The sequence below is a fragment of the Marinobacter sp. L-13 genome, assembly GCF_056857715.1.
In genome coordinates, this window is the sequence record NZ_JBSXNQ010000057.1 from 97529 (window position 1) to 116199 (window position 18671).

The 18671-nt window shown below is 55.6% G+C and carries 12 protein-coding genes; all 12 read right to left on the reverse strand.

The genetic code is table 11. The annotated features are described in order from the left end of the window. Position 1: 1 nt before the first annotated feature. The 12 genes from pheT to pepN all read right to left on the reverse strand — a co-directional run bounded on the left by pheT (position 2) and on the right by pepN (position 18644). The gene (gene pheT, locus AC13DD_RS12760) at positions 2 to 2374 is read right to left on the reverse strand and encodes a phenylalanine--tRNA ligase subunit beta (RefSeq protein ID WP_008170483.1); all 2373 of its coding nucleotides are present in this window, start codon (positions 2372 to 2374) and stop codon (positions 2 to 4) included. Between the two features lie 60 nt (positions 2375 to 2434). Continuing rightward, positions 2435 to 3433 carry a phenylalanine--tRNA ligase subunit alpha gene (gene pheS / locus AC13DD_RS12765; RefSeq protein WP_008170484.1) on the reverse strand — a complete coding sequence of 333 codons (999 nt, stop codon included), beginning with the start codon at positions 3431 to 3433 and terminating at the stop codon, positions 2435 to 2437. A 152-nt stretch (positions 3434 to 3585) separates the two neighbouring features. Beyond that, complete coding sequence (gene rplT / locus AC13DD_RS12770) at positions 3586 to 3939, reverse strand: 50S ribosomal protein L20 (RefSeq protein WP_008170485.1); 354 nt, start codon at positions 3937 to 3939, stop codon at positions 3586 to 3588. A gap of 50 nt (positions 3940 to 3989) precedes the next feature. Next, complete coding sequence (rpmI, locus tag AC13DD_RS12775) at positions 3990 to 4181, reverse strand: 50S ribosomal protein L35 (protein WP_007151842.1); 192 nt, start codon at positions 4179 to 4181, stop codon at positions 3990 to 3992. Between the two features lie 95 nt (positions 4182 to 4276). Continuing rightward, positions 4277 to 4822 carry a translation initiation factor IF-3 gene (gene infC, locus AC13DD_RS12780; protein WP_075267677.1) on the reverse strand — a complete coding sequence of 182 codons (546 nt, stop codon included), beginning with the start codon at positions 4820 to 4822 and terminating at the stop codon, positions 4277 to 4279. Continuing rightward, complete coding sequence (thrS, locus tag AC13DD_RS12785) at positions 4819 to 6744, reverse strand: threonine--tRNA ligase (RefSeq protein WP_482931249.1); 1926 nt, start codon at positions 6742 to 6744, stop codon at positions 4819 to 4821. Before thrS ends, infC begins: the two co-directional genes overlap by 4 nt. A 152-nt stretch (positions 6745 to 6896) precedes the next feature. Next, positions 6897 to 9500, reverse strand: a complete 2604-nt coding sequence (locus AC13DD_RS12790) for a TRAP transporter permease (protein ID WP_008170492.1) — start codon at positions 9498 to 9500, stop codon at positions 6897 to 6899. An 81-nt stretch (positions 9501 to 9581) separates the two neighbouring features. Then, the gene (locus AC13DD_RS12795) at positions 9582 to 10565 is read right to left on the reverse strand and encodes a TAXI family TRAP transporter solute-binding subunit (RefSeq protein WP_008170494.1); all 984 of its coding nucleotides are present in this window, start codon (positions 10563 to 10565) and stop codon (positions 9582 to 9584) included. Positions 10566 to 10750: 185 nt separating this feature from the next. Beyond that, the gene (locus AC13DD_RS12800; protein WP_008170496.1) at positions 10751 to 13135 is read right to left on the reverse strand and encodes an efflux RND transporter permease subunit; all 2385 of its coding nucleotides are present in this window, start codon (positions 13133 to 13135) and stop codon (positions 10751 to 10753) included. Positions 13136 to 13181: 46 nt separating this feature from the next. Continuing rightward, entirely contained in the window at positions 13182 to 14330 is a 1149-nt protein-coding gene (locus tag AC13DD_RS12805) for a WD40/YVTN/BNR-like repeat-containing protein (protein ID WP_227497736.1), read from the reverse strand. 146 nt (positions 14331 to 14476) lie between these two features. Next, entirely contained in the window at positions 14477 to 15865 is a 1389-nt protein-coding gene (locus AC13DD_RS12810; protein ID WP_104270289.1) for a DUF1329 domain-containing protein, read from the reverse strand. A gap of 136 nt (positions 15866 to 16001) precedes the next feature. After that, positions 16002 to 18644, reverse strand: a complete 2643-nt coding sequence (pepN, locus tag AC13DD_RS12815) for an aminopeptidase N (protein ID WP_482931250.1) — start codon at positions 18642 to 18644, stop codon at positions 16002 to 16004. Positions 18645 to 18671 lie beyond the last annotated feature (27 nt).

Here is an 18671-nt window from a genome sequence, read left to right on the forward strand (position 1 = left end):
CTCAACTCCTCAGTGTTGCCCCCAGCTCTTCTTTCAATGCGTCGATCACACCGTTGAAGAGCGAATGCACTTCATCCTCGTTCAATGTACGTTCGGGGTGCTGCCAGAACAGACTCAGAGCCAGGCTTCGGTTACCCTCACCCAGACTCTCGCCCTCATAGACATCGAACGCACGCAACGCTGTCAGCTGCTCGCCGGCATGCTTTCTCGCTACACGCTCCACATCGGCGAACGCTACCTCGCTTCCGATAATAATAGCCAAATCCCGACGAACTTCCGGGAATTTTGAAATTTCTTTGAAATTAGGCACATATCCGGTAACGATTGAATTCAAGAATAGCTCAAACATCAGGATCGTGCCATTAAGTTCAAGATTTTTCTGAACTTGTGGATGCAGAGTCCCCAGCCAGCCCACGTGCTCGCCGTCGCGCATGAGTTCTGCAGTCTGTCCCGGGTGCAGCGCAGGATGCTGGCTGCCAACAAAATGGATCTCAATGCCCAGCAGACTGAACAGACTCTCCAAATCCCCTTTTACATCAAAGAAATCCGCGGTTCTGCGACCGTTTGCCCAGTTTTCAGGATACTGGCTGCCAACCACCACACCGGCCAACATCGGTTGTTGATCAATCCGCTCGCCCTCCTGGAGGAAGCGCAGACCGGTTTCGAACAGACGTATGCGCGGCTGCTGGCGATTCTGGTTATGGGCCACGGTTTTCAACAAGCCACTCCAGAGGCTGGTACGCATCACCGACAGATCCGAAGAAATCGGATTGGCCAGCGCGATGCCCTGACGATCGGGGTCCACCAGTTGCTGAACCTTAGGATCGACAAAGCTGTAGGTCACCGCCTCCTGGTACCCATGATCCACAAAGAAGTTGCGGATGGCCGATACCGGGCGAACAGCTTCCTGCTCCGGGCGCAGACCGAGTGAGCCCGTAGGCTCGGTTACAGGCAGATTGTTGTAGCCATAAATTCGACCGACTTCCTCGATCAGGTCTTCTTCAATAGAGATGTCCGGGCGGAAGCTGGGCACACTGACACGCCAGCCGTCTTTCAGGAGCTTTTCCACCCGCAGGCCGAGCCTGGTCAGGATCTCCTCGACGGTGGTGCGATCAATTTCCATACCCAGAACATCGTTAAGCCGGCGGGATCGCAGGTCGACAACCCGATCCTCGGGAATATCCTCATCGCTGGCAACTTCGACGATTTCGCCAGGCTCACCACCAACGATGTCCATCAGCAACCGGGTGGCCCGCTCCATCGCATCCCGCGCCAACTTATAGTCAACACCTCGCTCGAACCGGTGCGATGCGTCAGTGTGCAAACCATAGTGACGAGCCTTGCCCGCCAGCGTAATCGGATCGAAGTAAGCGGATTCCAGCACCAGGTCCCGCGTTTTCGGACTGACTCCGGAATGCTCACCGCCCATGACACCGGCAATGGCAATCGGCTTCTCATGATCCGCGATCACCAGCGTTCCCTGGGTGAGCTCGACCTCCTGACCATCCAGCAGAACGAGCTTTTCACCAATTCGCGCCATGCGGACAACGATCCCGCCCTGGATTTCGTCACGATCGAAGGCGTGCATGGGCTGGCCTAGTTCCAGCATGACGTAGTTGGTGACATCCACGGCGGCATCAATGGAGCGAATACCTGAACGGCGAAGCTTTTCCTGCATCCACAGGGGCGATTCCGCCTGCAGGTTCACATTGCGCAGAATACGGCCAAGGTACCGCGGGCAGCCTGCCGGCGCCTCCACCCGGATATCAGGCACTTCAGAGTGCACCGATTCCACGGGCTCGATTGCCGGGCTGTTGACCAGCATGCTGTTCAGAACACCCACTTCACGGGCGATACCCTTGATAGACAGGCAATCGGCGCGATTCGGAGTCAGATCCACATCAATGGTGACATCGTTCAGCTTCAGGTAATCGGCCACGTCCTGCCCCACCGGTGCGTCCGCCGGGAGCTCCATCAGGCCATCGTGATTATCGGAGAGCCCAAGCTCTGACTCGGAACAAAGCATGCCCTCAGAAGGCTGACCGCGAAGCTTGGCCTTCTTGATTTTGAAATCACCGGGCAGAACCGCCCCCACCACGGCAAAAGGAACCTTCATACCTTCACGGACATTGGGAGCGCCACAGACCACCTGAACCTCGGAGGCACCATCACTGACCTGGCAAACCCGCAGCTTGTCTGCATCAGGATGTGGCCCTACTGACTGAACTTCTCCAACGACCACGCCGCTGAATTGACCGGCCACCGGCTCGAAACCGTCCACTTCCAGACCTGCCATGGTGATCTGGTCCATTAATTCCTGGGTATCGATTTGCGGGTTAACCCACTCGCGCAGCCACTGTTCACTGAATTTCATGGTTATTGCCTTGTCCTGATGCGGTTATGCCTGTTTGGTTGGATGCCTTGATCTTGCCTGTTAACGGAACTGTCGCAGGAAGCGCAGGTCGTTCTCAAAGAACATGCGCAGATCGTTAACGCCATAACGAAGCATGGCCAGGCGCTCTACCCCCAGACCGAATGCGAAGCCACGGTATTCCTCGGCATCGATTCCGCAATATTCAAACACCTTGGGATGCACCATTCCGCAACCCATGACTTCAAGCCACTTGATGCTGCCATCGGCTTCCCGACCCCATTCAATGTCCACTTCTGCGGAGGGCTCCGTAAACGGGAAATAGGAGGGCCGAAAGCGGACCTGAAGGTCCCGCTCAAAGAACACTCGCAGGAATTCTTCAACAGTACTTTTGAGATCCGCGAAGCTGACATTTTTCTCGACCAGCAACCCCTCCACCTGGTGGAACATGGGGGTGTGCGTCATATCCGAATCACAGCGGTAAACCCGGCCCGGGCAGATCATCCGGAATGGTGGCTTGCCCGCTTCCATGGTTCGAATCTGTACCGGCGAAGTGTGAGTTCGCAGCAGGGTGCCCGGGTTAAAATAGAACGTATCGTGCATCGCGCGAGCAGGGTGATGGCCAGGGATGTTGAGGGCCTCGAAGTTGTGGTAATCGTCTTCGATCTCGGGCCCCTGCTCGACGGTATAGCCGGCCCGGGCGAAGAAATGCTCGATCCGCTGGAGGGTGCGGGTAACCGGGTGCAATCCACCCAGGTCCTGACCACGGCCAGGCAGAGTCACATCAATGGATTCACTGGCAAGTTTCTGCTCGATGGCGGCACGTTCAAGATCGCTTCGCCGGGCATTGATGGCTTCTTCGACCTGCCCCTTGGCTTCATTGATTTTCTGGCCGGCGGCAGGGCGCTCCTCAGCAGAAAGCTTGCCCAGAGTTTTCGCCTGCTGGGTAATCACACCCTTCTTGCCAAGATACTCAACACGAATTTGATCAAGTGCCTGCAGGCTGTCGGCGCTATCAACTGCTGCCAGCCCGTCCTGAACCAGTTGCTCCAGGTTTTCCATTGACCCTGCTCCAAACCAGAAATGGAAGTGCTTAAAAACGTAACTTCAAAAACAAAAATAGGGGAAGAGCGTGCCCTTCCCCTATCAGGAGGCGCCGTCATGAAATCATGAGACGCCCATATCGATCAGCAATCGATGAAAGAGCTAAGCGATCACAGGGACGCTTTGGCCTTCTCAACAACAGCGGCAAACGCCTGCTGCTCGTTCATGGCCAGATCGGCCAGAACCTTACGATCGATTTCAACGTTAGCCTTTTTCAGACCAGCGATCAGACGGCTGTAAGACAGACCGTTAGCGCGGGCACCAGCATTGATACGGGCAATCCACAGAGCGCGGAAAGCACGCTTGCGGTTACGACGGTCACGGTAGGCGTACTGACCGGCCTTGATAACCGCTTGCTTGGCTACACGGAATACCCGGCTACGAGCGCCGTAGTAACCTTTGGCCTGATTGAGAATCTTTTTGTGACGACGGCGTGCGACCACACCACGTTTTACACGAGCCATACTTTAATCCTTCTACCTGTACTTTCTAAGGAATGATACTCGCGGCTGGATCAGCACGCGGTCATACGCTTGATAGATGCAACATCCGACTTGGCGATGAGCTTGGTGCCGCGCAGCTGACGCTTACGCTTCGGGCTCTTCTTGGTCAGGATGTGACTGGTGAAGGACTGCTTGTGCTTGAAGCCGGTGGCGGTTTTCTTGAACCGCTTGGTGGCTCCGCTTTTGGTTTTCATCTTAGGCATTTTTTAAAACTCCGCATTCTATTTTTAAATAAACAATAATGTGCCCCTGAACGACAAATCCCCCGCATGCGCGGGGGACAAGCACCCGATCAGGTTCACTTCTTCTTGCGGGGCGCCACAACCATGGTCATCTGCCGGCCTTCCATTTTCGGCCGCATCTCTACCTGGGCAAGCTCTTCAATATCTGCTTCTATGCGCTGCATGAGCTGCATACCAATTTCCTGGTGTGCCATCTCACGGCCACGGAAGCGGATAGTGATTTTGCCGCGGTCCCCGTTTTCAAGGAAACGTACCAGGTTGCGTAGTTTGACCTGATAATCCCCTTCTTCAGTTCCTGGACGGAACTTAAGCTCTTTGACCTGCGTCTGCTTCTGCTTTTTCTTGGCAGCCGCCTTGGCCTTCTTCTCGTCGAAGATTTTCTTGCCGTAGTCCATTATCTTACAGACGATCGGATCGGAATCCGTAACCTGGACCAGGTCAAGAGATGCCTCTTCTGCTTGCTTGAGAGCATCCTCTATTGGTACTACACCGACCTGATTGCCTTCTGCGTCAATCAGTCGGACTTCGGTTGCGTCAATATTCTCATTGATAGGCGCCTTTGGTGTGCGCCCACCCCGATTCGCTCGCTGTTTAATAATCAGATCTCCGTCTTTGTTTTGCCCTTGCGTTCAACATCTTCACTTAAGAATTGCTCAAACGCTTCAAGCGATAAAGTTCCCAAATCTTCGCCCTTGCGGGTTCTCACCGCAACGGCGTTGTTGTCGACTTCTTTGTCACCGACAACGACAAGGTAGGGAACCTTGTTAAGAGTATGCTCGCGGATTTTAAAGCCGATCTTCTCGTTTCTCAAGTCAGCATTAACCCTATAGCCCAAAGAATCCCACTTTTTCGCCAGATTCTGACAATAATCACGCTGATTATCGGTGATATTGAGGATAGCCACCTGAGTCGGCGCCAGCCAGGTCGGGAATGCACCTTCGTATTCCTCGATCAGGATACCAATAAAACGTTCAAAGGATCCCAATACCGCCCTGTGCAGCATGACCGGGGTCTTCCGCTCGGAATTATCGGCAACATACTGCGCACCCAGACGACCCGGCATCGAGAAGTCCACCTGAATAGTGCCACACTGCCATACCCGTCCGATACAGTCTTTCAGCGAGAACTCGATTTTGGGTCCGTAGAAGGCGCCTTCGCCTGGCAGCAATTCCCAGTCTACCCCTTCGCGATTCAACGCTTCTTCCAGGGCGGCTTCCGCCTTGTCCCAGACCTCATCGGAGCCAACCCGTTTTTCCGGACGGGATGAGAGCTTGTACAGGATTTCGGTAAACCCGAAGTCTGTGTAGATCTCGTGCAGCATTTCAATAAATGCCGAGACTTCCTGCTGAATAGAATCTTCTTCGCAGAAAATGTGGGCATCGTCCTGGGTAAAGCCCCGAACACGCATCAGTCCATGCAGCGCCCCGGAGGCCTCGTTCCGGTGGCAGGAGCCGAATTCCGCCAGTCTCAGGGGCAGATCCTTGTAGCTTTTCAGACCCTGGTTGAAGACCTGCACGTGGCAGGGACAGTTCATGGGCTTGATGGCGTAGTCGTGCTTCTCCGACTCGGTGGTGAACATGTCGTCCTTGAACTTGTCCCAGTGCCCTGACTTCTCCCACAGGGTCCGTGACACCACCTGTGGTGTCTTGATCTCCTTGTAGCCATGCTCCTGCTGCTTGCGGCGCATGTATTGCTCAACTTCCTGATACAGCGACCAGCCATCCGGGTGCCAGAAAACCATGCCCGGTGCTTCTTCCTGCATATGGAACAAGCCAAGCTTCTTGCCGACCTTCCGGTGATCCCGCTTCTCGGCCTCTTCCAGACGGTGCAAATAGGCTTTGAGATCTTTCTTGTTACCCCAGGCGGTTCCGTACACGCGCTGAAGCTGCTCATTGCTGGTGTCGCCACGCCAATACGCGCCGGCCACCTTGGTCAGTTTGAAGGCCTTCAGCTTGCCGGTGCTGGGAACGTGGGGACCGCGGCACAGGTCGATAAAATCGCCCTGGCTGTAAAATGAAAGGTCCTCATCGCCGGGAATGTCCTGAATGATACGGACCTTGTATTCTTCGCCCATATCCTCAAAGAGCTTGATCGCCTCATCGCGGGACATGATGGAGCGAGAAACCGGCAAGTCCTGTTTGGAGAGCTCTTCCATCCGCTTCTCGATCCGCGCCAGATCCTCATTGGTGAACGGGCGGTCGTACTTGAAGTCGTAGTAGAAGCCATTGTCGATAACCGGGCCAATGGTGACCTGGGCTCCTGGAAACAGTTCCTGGACAGCCATGGCCATCAAGTGCGCCGTAGAATGGCGAATGATATCAACGCCGTCTTCATCACGCTCGGTGACGATTGCCAGCTCGGCATCGTTTTCGATGCGATAACTGGTGTCCACGAGCTGGCCATCCACCTTTCCGGCAAGGGCGGCTTTGGCAAGGCCAGCGCCGATATCGGCGGCGACATCATGAACGGTTACGGGTTCGGCAAAACTGCGATGGCTACCATCGGGCAGGGTTACGACGGGCATGAAAGGCTCCTGTTGGTTACTCAGCGGTGATCTATACCAGAGACCACATGGTGACGGCACGGCGCGATACAAACCGCGGGCCGCTTCGAGGCGAAGTCTAACAGAAAAAAACCCGGCAGGTTAATGCCGGGTTTGCACGGACAGGTGTGGCGTCAGGCTGGCTGGCCGGCGGCTTCCTCCCTGGCCCGCCGACGCAACTGACCAAACGCCAGAAGGCCGAGTAACACCAGAGCAGGAATGAACATCAGCTCTTTTGGCGGCCGTTCCAGGTCAACCTGCACGGCATCGATGGTCCAGCCAAACTGGATGCCAGCATCCTCCGCCGGGCTACCGAAACCAACGAAGTCTACCGCCATCTTTTCGCCATCCGGGCTGAGTTCAAGGCCGGCGTCCATCAGACGTTGCTCGGGCGTGTCGCCAGCGGGAATCTCAAGCCGCACATAGGTGGTCACCTCGTCGCCGTCAATCGTCATCCCGGAAGCCTTCAGGACAATCGGTTTGTCTGCTGGCACATCCTCAACATACTCCATGATCTCGGCGCCGGGCCGATCTGCCGTGGGCGGGTAAACCATATCCCACCAGAAGCCGGGCCGGAACATGGTGAACGTAATCAGCAGCAATAACAGCGATTCCCACTTATAGCTCTTGGTAAACCAGAACCCCTGCGTGGCCGCGGAAAAGACCAGCATCGCAGTGACTGCACTGAAGATCGTAACCAGCAGGTCAAACCATCCGGTCAACCCAATGAGCAACAACTGGGTATTGAAAATAAACATGAACGGGAGGATCGCCGTACGGATGTCGTAGGTGAAGCCCTGGATACCCGTTCGTATGGGATCGGCGCCGGATATGGCAGCGGCGGCATAAGCCGCCAACCCCACGGGCGGCGTATCGTCCGCCAGAATGCCAAAGTAGAACACAAACAGATGCACCGCAATCAGCGGCACGATCAGCCCATTCTGGGCGCCCAGAGTGACGATTACCGGCGCCATCAGCGTGGACACAACGATGTAGTTGGCAGTGGTCGGCAAACCCATGCCGAGGATCAGGCTGATAATGGCCGTGAAGATCAGCATCAGCAGCAGGTTGCCGCCAGACAGGAACTCGACAAATTCGGTCATCACCAGGCCAATACCGGTCAGGGTAACCGTACCCACCACGATACCGGCGGTGGCAGTTGCCACGCCAATACCCACCATGTTTCGGGCACCGGTGGCGAGCGAATGCGCAAGATCAAACACGCCATCCTTGAACGCAGTGAGGAAGTTGCCGTGCTTGTAGAAAAAGGCCTTCAACGGTCGCTGTGTAACAACAATGAAAATCATGAACAGCGTGGCCCAGAACGCCGACAGCTGTGGCGAGAAACGCTCAACAGTAAGGCACCAGACCAGCACTACAACGGGCAGAAGAAAGTACAGCCCGGTCTTTACAGTTGGGCCAACCGGCGGCAATTCGCCCATGTCCTTATCCGGATCGTCTTCCTCGAGTTCCGGAAATCGGGTGGCATAGCCAACCAGGCCGATATAGATCAGCACCAGCAAAGGTGCCAACACCCACATCGCCGCTTCACCGAAAAGCGTTTTCGTCCAGCCGATCCCGTAATACACCACCAGGGTCAGCACACTCAGGCCGATGAGGATAACGACCCAATTCAGCATCCGCTGGGCAAGAGTCGGCTTGTTGAGACGCTCAATGCCCTGCATGTTCAGCTTGCAGGCCTCAAGGTGCACGATATAAATCAGTGCCACATAGGAAATCATCGCAGGGAGGATGGCGTGCTTGATGACCTCCAGGTAGGAGATACCCACATATTCGACCATCAGGAAAGCGGCCGCGCCCATGATGGGAGGTGTCAGCTGGCCGTTGGTTGATGCGGCCACTTCCACTGCGCCGGCCTTGGTAGCCGGAAAACCAACCCGCTTCATCAGCGGAATGGTGAACGTGCCGGTAGTGACGACGTTGGCAATAGACGAACCGGAAATAACGCCGCTTAAACCACTGGAAACCACCGCAGCTTTGGCGGGACCACCACGCATATGCCCCAACATGGCATAGGCGACTTTAATAAAGTAATTACCGGCGCCTGCTCTCTCAAGCAGCGCGCCAAACAACACGAACAGAAAGACGAAGCTCGTGGAAACCCCAAGTGCAACGCCAAACACGCCCTCAGTGCCCAACCACTGGTGCGACGCCAGCTTACTGAGGCTCACGCCTTTATGGGCAATCACATCCGGCATATAGGGGCCGGCAATCGAGTATGTGATGAAGACCGCAGCAACGATAGTCAGCGGGAGCCCGAGCGACCTACGCGTGGCTTCCAGCAAAAGCACGAGACCGATAAGCGCAACCCACAGATCCTGGGTGATCGGCGCGCCGGGCCGCGTTGAAAGCTCTTCGTAAAAAACGTAGAGGTATGAGGCGCAGAAAGCGGCAACAAGCGCCAGAATCCAGTCATAGATGGGGACGATATTTACATGCCGCCCCTTGATCATCGGGAAGGCAGAAAACGCCAGGAAAACGGCAAACGCAAGATGGATCGAGCGCGCTTCCGTGGAATTAAAGATTGCGAAATTGAAGATATAGGGCAGCGGTGACGCAATCCAGAGCTGAAACAACGACCACACCAGGGGAACGATAAAAAGAATAACCGCAGCATATCCGCTGGTCGCCCTGCCCCCGGTTTCAGTCTGCAGGATCTGGTCTACATTACTGCTACCACCAGCACCAGCTCCGTTAGCCGGATCGCTCGTCGCCATAAATTAGTCCCGTACGTAAAAATCAATCTCTGAAAGGGCGTCACAGCGGGCTTGAGCCCGCTGTGACGGAGTGCAGGCAGATCAGTCGATCAGACCAGCTTCTTTGTAGTACTTGGCAGCACCCGGGTGCAGAGGCGCACTCAGGGCATCAGAGACCATTTCTTCCTTGTTCAGGTTGGCAAATGCAGGATGCAGGCGCTTGAAGCTGTCGAAGTTCTCGAAAACAGCCTTCACAACCGCGTAAACAACGTCATCGGGCACATCAGTGGATGACACAAAGGTTGCCGCAACGCCGAAGGTGGTAACGTCATCGTCACTGCCACGATACATACCACCAGGGATGACTGCCTTACGATAGTACGGGTTTTCGTCGATCAGCTTCTGTGTGGCAGCGTTATCAACGTTAACCAGTACACTGTCACAGGAGGTGGTCGCTTCCTTGATTGCACCAGAGGGGTGGCCAACCGTGTAGAAGAAGGCATCAATGTTACCGTCACACAGGGCCTGGGACTGCTCCGCGGCCTTGATTTCGGCAGCCAGTGAGAACTTGTCCAGCGTCCAGCCCATCTCATCCATCAGGACTTCAGCAGTGGCGCGCTGCCCTGAACCGGGGTTGCCGACAGATACCCGCTTGCCTTCCAGGTCTTCAAAGGTTTTGATGCCTGAGCCCTTGCTGGCAACAACAGTGAACGGTTCCGGATGCAGAGAAAAGACCGCGCGGAGATCTTTGTTAGCACCATCATCCTTGAACTGGCTGGTGCCATTGTAGGCATGGTACTGCCAGTCGGACTGGGCAACTGCCAGATCGAGCTCGCCCTGGCGGATGGCATTCAGGTTGTAGACGGAACCACCGGTACTCTCCACAGAGCAGCGAATACCGTGCTCTTTACGGTCCATGTTCACCAGACGACAGATAGCACCGCCAGCCGGGTAATAAACGCCGGTTACACCGCCGGTGCCGATGGTCACGAAGCGCTGCTCCTGGGCGGAAACGGAGGTTGAAGCAGCGCCCAGGCTGACTGCGGCAGCGACAGCGAATGCGGAGGCTTTAAGTTTCAGTGTCATGTGAGTTCTTCCTTTTTTCTGTTCATTGTAATTCGGCGCCCGCTTCGGGAGCGGGCAAGACGTACGATCACCATAAAACATAGACCACTTCACACCATAAATAAAGTATGGATTAGCTCGCTAACCGGTTGACCAGACAACAAAAAAGCCCGCAAAGCGGGCTTTTTTGCAGGTCGGTGCGAATGTTATTTCGCAGCTCGAGCCTTGGCAAGCATCTGATCCGGCCGCAGCAGGAACCGGGCCAGGGCCGGCAACAGCCAGATGGCTCCAACCATGTTCCAGAGGAACATGAAGAACAGCAGGAAGCCCATGTCGGCCTGGAACTTGATTGGCGAGAATATCCAGGTGACAACACCCAGACCCAGAGTCACACCGGTAAACATAACCGCCTTACCAGTGGAGCGCAGGGTCTCGTAGTAAGCCTCCTGAAGCGTTTTGCCTTCAAGCAGGTATTTCTCCAGCTTGCTGTAGATATAAATGCCGTAGTCGACACCTATACCGACACCCAGGGCAATAACCGGCAGGGTCGCCACTTTGATACCAATGCCGGATACCGCCATGATTGCCTCACAGAGGATCGAAGTCAGTCCCAGAGGTATCACGATACACAGCACCGCACGGATCGAACGGAAGGTCGCGAAGCACAGCAAACTCACCACACTGTAAACGAGGATCAGCATCTTATCCTTGGCGCCGGAGATAACCTCGTTAGTAGCGGCCTCGACACCGGCGTTACCCGCCGCTAGCAGGAACCTGTGCTCATCAGTGCTGTTGTTCCCGGCAAACTGTTCGACGCGCTCAACGACGGTTTCCAGAGTTTCTGCCTTGTGGTCCTCAAGGAAGACCAGTACTGGCGTCAGGCTGCAATCAGTGTTGATCAACCCGGCAGGCGCCTCACGAATGGACGCATTGATAATGGTCTGGTTGCGGGAGATCTCATACCACTTCCAGTTGCCCTCGTTCAGAGCCTTGGTCACCATCTTGGAAACATCTGCAAGTGATACCGAAGACTGAACGCCCGGCGTGTTCTGAAGCTCCCACTGCAGAGTATCCATGGCCCGCAGCACATTATACTGCGTGCACTGCTCTTCCGGTGTTTTGACCATCACCACCAATACATCCGCACTGGTCGAGTAATTATTGATGATGTAGGCATTGTCCTTGTTGTAGCGGGAGTCCGCACGAAGCTCAGGCGCACCCTGATCCAGGTCGCCAATCTTCAGGTCCTGCTTGTAATAAAGACCAAGACCGAGACCAATTACAGCAATCAACAACGAAATTGGCGCAACGCCCGGATGGGAGAAGTAGGACAAAACACGCCATTTCCGATCCTGTTTTTCGCCGTGATTCTGCACGTGACGAATACCCCCTTTGGAGATACCGACATAGGACATAATCAATACATGCAAAACCAGGTTGGTGAAGATCACGAACGCCACACCAATACCTGCGGCAACAGCCAGGTCCCGGATAACGTCGATCTCGATAAAGAACAGGGTCAGGAAACCAAAGGCATCCGAAATCAGAGCCAGCATGCCCGGAATGTAAAGAGCACGGAAAGCCAGGCGCGCAGCGGTCACCGCATCAAAGCCCTTGGCAGCTTCAACCGCCATGGCATTCACAATCTGAACGCCGTGACTGATACCAATCGCAAACACCAGGAATGGCACCAGCACCGAATAAGGATCCAGCCCGTAGCCCAGCAGCCGAAGCGTACCCAACTGCAGGAACACTGCAATGATTGAGGTAAAGACAGGAACCAGGGTGCCGGCAATAGCCCGCGAGTACCAGAACAGAAGCAGCGTGGTCAGCAGAATGGTAATCCCTGCAAACCAGGCAATAGAACCAATCCCCTCAATCAGATCGCCGACCTTCTTGGCGAAACCGACTATATGAATCTTGATGTTCGGGTTCTGTTCTTCGTACTTTTCACGAATCTTTTCTTCAAGCTGACGGGAAAATTCGCCGTAGTCCAGAGCCTCACCGGTCTCCGGATTCTTCTCGTACAGCGGCGCGTAAACGATCGTTGATTGGAAGTTATCAGAGATCAGGCGCCCGACTTCGTTGGAACGAAGAACGTTCTGGCGAAGCTTCTCCAGACTGTCCCGGGAGCCGTCATAGCCGTCCGGTATGACAGTGCCACCCTGAAAACCCTGTTCGGTAACCTCAACCCAGCGGACATTCGACGTCCAGAGGGATTTGAGACCCGAACGATCCACGCCGTTGAGATAAAAAACCTCGTCGGTGATCTGCTTCAGGGTTTCCATGTACTCTTGGGTGAAAATATCGCCCTCTTCTACCTCGACGGCGATACGAACGAAGTTACCGAGGTTTTCAAGATCATCCCGGTGCTCAAGCATATTTACAATGTAGGGATGCTCAAGCGGAATCATTCGCTCGAAGCTGGCATCCGGCTGGATCTTGACGGCGTTATACCCCAGAAACAGCGTCAACACGGCGAAGACGACAAGAATGATTGGCCGATTATTGAAGATCAGCCTTTCGAGAAAGGGTTCGGCCTTGGGCGTGGTCAGATAGTGCTCGCCCTTGTCATGCTTAGGGTTGGACATTCAAAAGCCCCTCTATTATTCGTTCGGTTGTTGCCACATCAGGGCGTTATTGAAGGTTTCTTCCACGGGCGTCTGTGATTTTTACGCCACCTTCGCCGACAATCAGCAGGTCTGTTCCTGAGATAGGCACCGCGCTCATGACACCTTCACGATCACTTCTGAAATGCTCGCGGAAGGTTTCGGCGCCATTGGTGCTCATCAGTACCGCACCACTATTACCTACCAGGGTGATACGACCATCTTCCGAAACGACGCCGTCGTTGAGCGTAGCCCCAGCTGAATTGGGGACCATCCGCCAGCTTCTGCCGAGGTCTGAAGAGAACAGCATGTTGCCACGAAGGCCGAAGGCGAGCATCTCGTTCACCCGGCCTGTACCGATGACACCGAACAGGGAGCCTTCATAAGGCGCCTCACGGCGCTCAAAGGTCTCACCACCGTCTACAGAGACATGTATCTGACCGGCTTCACCAACGACCACCAGTGCACCACCCGTGATCCGGGTAATGCCATTGAGATGGAAGTTCTGCCGGTTATCAATTCTTGGCGCCCAGTCTTTCCAGGTCTCACCACCGTCCATGGTGCGCAGGAACATACCGTAAGCGCCTACCACAAAACCGCGGTTCTCGTTTTCAAACCAGACATCCAGCAGCGGGTTAACTGGACCAATGTCCATATCCGCCTGAATGTTCTCGAGGGCAAAGTAAAGGTCGTCCAGTGCCCACTCGAGATCCTCTTTCTCTTCTTCGGGCGCTTCTTCGATGCGCTCCTCCATGGCGGCAATCTGCTCTTCCCGGCTCTCAATGGCCAGTTCCATGGCGCGGATACCGTCAATCTGAAGGTCCCAGGTGGCCCCGGCGTCGCTGGTATGGAGGACAACGCCGCTGTGGCCCACGGCCCAGCCATGGCTGTCGGAGCCAAAATCGATCCCTGTCAGGGTCACAGAAACAGGTACCTCACCCTGAACCCAGGTTTTCCCCTCATCATCCGAGTAGATGATATGGCCGCGTTCTCCCACGGCCACAATGCGATCCCCAACCCGGGTCGCATCGGTGAGAAGATTTTCCGGGGCCAGATCCGTCGGCCGGGCCGGGGTTTCGATGATATCTGCAAGCGCAAACGCTGCAGGGGCAGACCAGACCATGGAAAGTCCAAGGCAGGCAGCGCCCAGAGTCTTGCACATCAACCTTTTAGCCATTCAGATTGCCTATTATGTTGTATTGAACTGTGTCTCTGACCGGCAAAGCCGGGAATAACTGTAAACATACCGGCAACCTTACGATTGCCGGTATGTCGGGTCGCCACTTCCTGTGGGCGGGGACGCATCCCTCGGCCAACAGTGCGTTAGCGAACACTCCTGCGGCGCAGGGAAGCCGGCGAGAAGTAACGCTTGTTCGGGACCTCATTGGTGAACACGCGGGTATTGGCCTCTTCTGTGTCCAAACCGAGTACATGATAACGACGGGCCTGAAGGTCATGATAGACGTCAAGAACCGTCCACACACCTGGAAGTTCATAATAATTTTTCGGCAGCCCCATCGTGACACGCCAGAGTTCGCCGCGACCGTCGTATTGATCCAGCAGAACCGTGTTCCAGCTGTCCTCGTCGATATAGAAGCGGCGCTTGCCATAGATATGGCGCTCACCGTCTTTCAGTGTGGCTTCTACCACGTGCACACGGTGAAGCTCCCAGCGGGTGAGGTCCGGATTCAGATGGGAGATACCGAGGATTTCCTCGTAAGGAAGACCTTTTTCCCCAATTCGGTAATTGTTGTAGGGGATGTAGATTTCCCGCTTGCCTTCGTAATTCCAGTTATAGCGATCCAGGGCCCCGTTGAAGATATCGGTATCATCTGCGGTCCGGAGGTTGTCAGCCGCTGCAATCGGGGAGTCGTACCCCAGGTTTGGCGCCCGACGTACCCGACGCTGGCCGGCGTTGTAGCCCCAACCATTCCGGGGATTGATGATCTGATTCAGGGTCTCATGAATCAGAATGGCGCCACCGGCAAGGCGGGGTGGTGACTGGGTAAACGACAGGTAGTAGAAGATCACGTTATCCAGATCTTCTTCACCGCCTTCCGGGTTGTAGTAGTTGAAGAAGGCTTCCTGTTGAGAGGTAACCAGCGAGTAGTCACCGTTGGTCTGGACTGCCACCTCACTGGAACGACGGGTTATATTCACGCCCCGCCAGCGGGTCAGGTGGTTCCAGACCGCCTGCCAGGCCTTCTGCTCGTCATTGCCGTGCAGGATCGGGAACGGGTAACCGCCAAAGGCTCCGTCCAGGCCTTCGCCCTGGCCAACAATCTCCGCGCTTACCGCGTTTTCACGGGTATTCTCAGCCACCCAATCAGGGACCGCATGGGTACGACGGGACTGGTAAACGGGCACACGGAATGTGGTCGGGTAGGTTTCGAGCATCGCCTTCACACCGTCAGTGAGGTACTCCTCATACTGATCCATGTTGGCAGGCGTAATGGTAAAAAGGACTTCATCATCCGGGAACGGATTAATGTGGTGCTGTCCGCTGCCCTCATAGCCGGGAGGCGGTTCTGTCAGCCCTCCGGTCCAGGCCGGGATGGTGCCGGCACTGTTGCCGGCCTTGGGCGAGCCAAAGGGTGTCAACTCCTGGCCCAGACGGGCCGCTTCACTGGCGGAGACCGCCGCCCACGCAGGCGCTGATGCCACGGAGAGAGCCAGCAGGCCGCCGAGAATCGCATTTTTGTTATACATCATTGTGAAACCTTAAGTGCGTCTGGAAGCCTCTGCGGAGGCTTTTTTATTGTCGTCTGATGGAATTACAGACCTTATTCCAGATTACCCGATCCCAGACTAAAGTCTATCGACCGAAAGTGCGATTTTGTATCTGGCTTCACTCCGCAAGGCTCTTGTGCACCACCTCATAAACATCCCGGGACAATCCGGATTTGTCGCGAATACGCTCCAGGGCAGATTTCATCTGAGCGCTGTACGCGGGCGCAAACTTTCTCCATCGGGTGAGCGGCGTCACCAGGCGCGCAGCAATCTGCGGGTTACTGTCGTCCAGGCGGCAGACCTGATCCGCCAGGAATTCGTAACCCGAACCGTCAGGCTTGTGGAAAGCAGCCAGATTCTGACCCGCAAACGCACCCACCACAGAGCGAATCTTGTTGGGGTTTTTCCAGTCGAACGCCGGATGCTCCAGAAGCTTACGGATGTCCGCCAACTGCCCGGCCTGATCACTGGACGCCTGCACAGAGAACCACTGTTCAACAACCTGCGGATCGTCCTGGAACCGATCGTAGAAGTGATCAAGCGCCTTCTGGCGATCAGCCTCATAGCCCGAATTGACGAGCGCACGCAAGGCACCCATGCGATCGGTCATATTGTCAGCAGCGTTCAACTGGCTCACAGCCAGGCCCCGACCCTCCTCGTCATCAATCATCAGCAACCAGGCCAAAGCAGTATTGCGCAGGCTACGACGGGCAATGGCCTCCGGCGTCACCTCGTAGGGACCACTGTTCTGTTGGCGCTGGTAGCAATCAATCAGCTCGCCTTTCAGGGCACCGGCCAGGTGCCGCAGCACTGAGTCACGAGCCCGGTGAATGGCTGGCACATCGGCGTTTTCGGTAAGCTCAATCAGGTACGCTTCCGAAGGAAGCTGTAGCATTTTCGCCACCAGGGCCTGATCCAGATCGGTGTCGGAAATCAGCTTGCGATAAGCCTCAACCAGTCTTGGTTCGATGTCCGCATCGTCCGGCGCTCCGACCAGTGACTGGATGACATCGACGGCCAGTCTCTGGCCCGCATCCCAGCGGTTGAAACCGTCCGGATCATGGCTCATCAGGAAGAGCAGCTGTTCTCGGCTCCAGTTGTAGCGAACCCGAACCGGCGCGGAGAAGTGCCGCAAAAGTGATGGCACAGGTCTGGATTCGACGCCATGGAATTCGAACGTGTGGACGGCTTCGGTCAGCTCAAGCACCCGCTCCGTCGGCGCACCCGAATCTCCGGATTCAAGCTGCAACGGCAGGGGCTGGCCATCCTGCCCAAGCAGACCAAGCGCAAACGGAATGTGCTGCGGCTTCTTGTTGGTCTGTCCCGGGGTATCCGGAATGCTCTGCTCTACGGTAAGGCGGTACACACCTTTTCCGGCGTCATAGTCATCCGAAACATTCAGCACCGGTGTACCGGCCTGTTCGTACCAGAGACGGAACTGTCCCAGATCTCGACCAGAAGCATCCTCCATGGCTTTTACAAAATCATCGGTTGTTACCGCCTGACCATCGTGGCGCTCAAAATACAGATCGCTGCCCTTACGGAACATGTCCGGCCCCAGCAGGGTGTGGATCATGCGCACGACTTCTGCACCTTTTTCATAAATGGTCAGGGTATAGAAGTTGGAGATTTCCATGTAGGAAGCCGGCCGCACCGGATGCGCCATGGGGCCTCCGTCTTCAGCAAACTGGGCCGTACGCAGCAGCGTGACATCCTCAATCCGCTTCACCGTCGGCGACCCCATATCCGCCGAGAACTGGGAATCCCGGAATACGGTGAAGCCCTCTTTCAGGCTGAGCTGGAACCAGTCGCGGCAGGTAACCCGGTTGCCGGACCAGTTATGGAAATATTCGTGGGCAACGATGGCCTCGATACGCTGGAATGCCAGGTCTGTGGCGGTTTCCTGACTGGCCAGCACACAGGAGGAGTTGAAAATGTTGAGGCCCTTATTCTCCATGGCGCCCATGTTGAAGTCGTCCACCGCCACAATCATGAAGATATCGAGGTCGTACTCACGACCATAGACCTCTTCATCCCAGCGCATGGAGCGTTCCAGAGAGTCCATGGCGTGATCGCACTTCTCGGCATTGCGAGGCTCCACGTACATGCGCAGATCAATGTCACGGCCCGAGCACGTGGAAAAGGTATCACGTTTCTCTACCAGGTCTCCGGCCACCAGGGCGAAGAGGTAGCAGGGCTTGGGGAACGGGTCTTCCCAGGTGACAAAATGCCGGCCGTTTTCCAACTCGCCTTTTTCCACATCGTTGCCGTTAGAGAGAAGGACCGGATAGGCGTCCTTGTTGGCTTCGATGCGGGTTCGGAAACGTGCCATCACGTCCGGACGGTCCGGGAAGAAAGTAATGCAGCGGAAGCCTTCTGCCTCACACTGGGTACAGAACATGCCGGAGGATTTGTACAGACCTTCCAGGCGGGTATTATTCTGGGGCTCAATCCAGGTCACCACGGTCAACGTGAACTGCTCCGGTACCGAGCGAATAACAAGCTGGTCGCCCCGGTCCTCATAGTCTCCCGCAGCCAGGTCGGCACCATCCAGGGCGACGGATTCCAGCGTCAGACTGTCGCCGTCAAGCTCCAGAGGTGCAGACACTTCATCAGATTCCGGGTTGCGGCGAACGTCAAGCGTGCTGTGCACACGCGCCCCGTCTTCAAAGAGCTCGAACCTCAGGTCTACGGTGTCGACCAGATACGCCGGCACCTTGTAATCGCTCAGATAAATGGTCTGTGGCTGGCTGGTACGCATTGGTTTTCTCCAGAGTTCGCGGTCTGC

Bases quoted from the DNA above. Each gene is read 5' to 3' on its own strand.
- pheT (WP_008170483.1), bottom strand. From the start codon at position 2,374: ATGAAATTCAGTGAACAGTGGCTGCGCGAGTGGGTTAACCCGCAAATC.
- pheS (WP_008170484.1), bottom strand. From the start codon at position 3,433: ATGGAAAACCTGGAGCAACTGGTTCAGGACGGGCTGGCAGCAGTTGAT.
- rplT (WP_008170485.1), bottom strand. From the start codon at position 3,939: ATGGCTCGTGTAAAACGTGGTGTGGTCGCACGCCGTCGTCACAAAAAG.
- rpmI (WP_007151842.1), bottom strand. From the start codon at position 4,181: ATGCCTAAGATGAAAACCAAAAGCGGAGCCACCAAGCGGTTCAAGAAA.
- thrS (WP_482931249.1), bottom strand. From the start codon at position 6,744: ATGCCCGTCGTAACCCTGCCCGATGGTAGCCATCGCAGTTTTGCCGAA.
- AC13DD_RS12790 (WP_008170492.1), bottom strand. From the start codon at position 9,500: ATGGCGACGAGCGATCCGGCTAACGGAGCTGGTGCTGGTGGTAGCAGT.
- AC13DD_RS12795 (WP_008170494.1), bottom strand. From the start codon at position 10,565: ATGACACTGAAACTTAAAGCCTCCGCATTCGCTGTCGCTGCCGCAGTC.
- AC13DD_RS12800 (WP_008170496.1), bottom strand. From the start codon at position 13,135: ATGTCCAACCCTAAGCATGACAAGGGCGAGCACTATCTGACCACGCCC.
- AC13DD_RS12805 (WP_227497736.1), bottom strand. From the start codon at position 14,330: ATGGCTAAAAGGTTGATGTGCAAGACTCTGGGCGCTGCCTGCCTTGGA.
- AC13DD_RS12810 (WP_104270289.1), bottom strand. From the start codon at position 15,865: ATGATGTATAACAAAAATGCGATTCTCGGCGGCCTGCTGGCTCTCTCC.
- pepN (WP_482931250.1), bottom strand. From the start codon at position 18,644: ATGCGTACCAGCCAGCCACAGACCATTTATCTGAGCGATTACAAGGTG.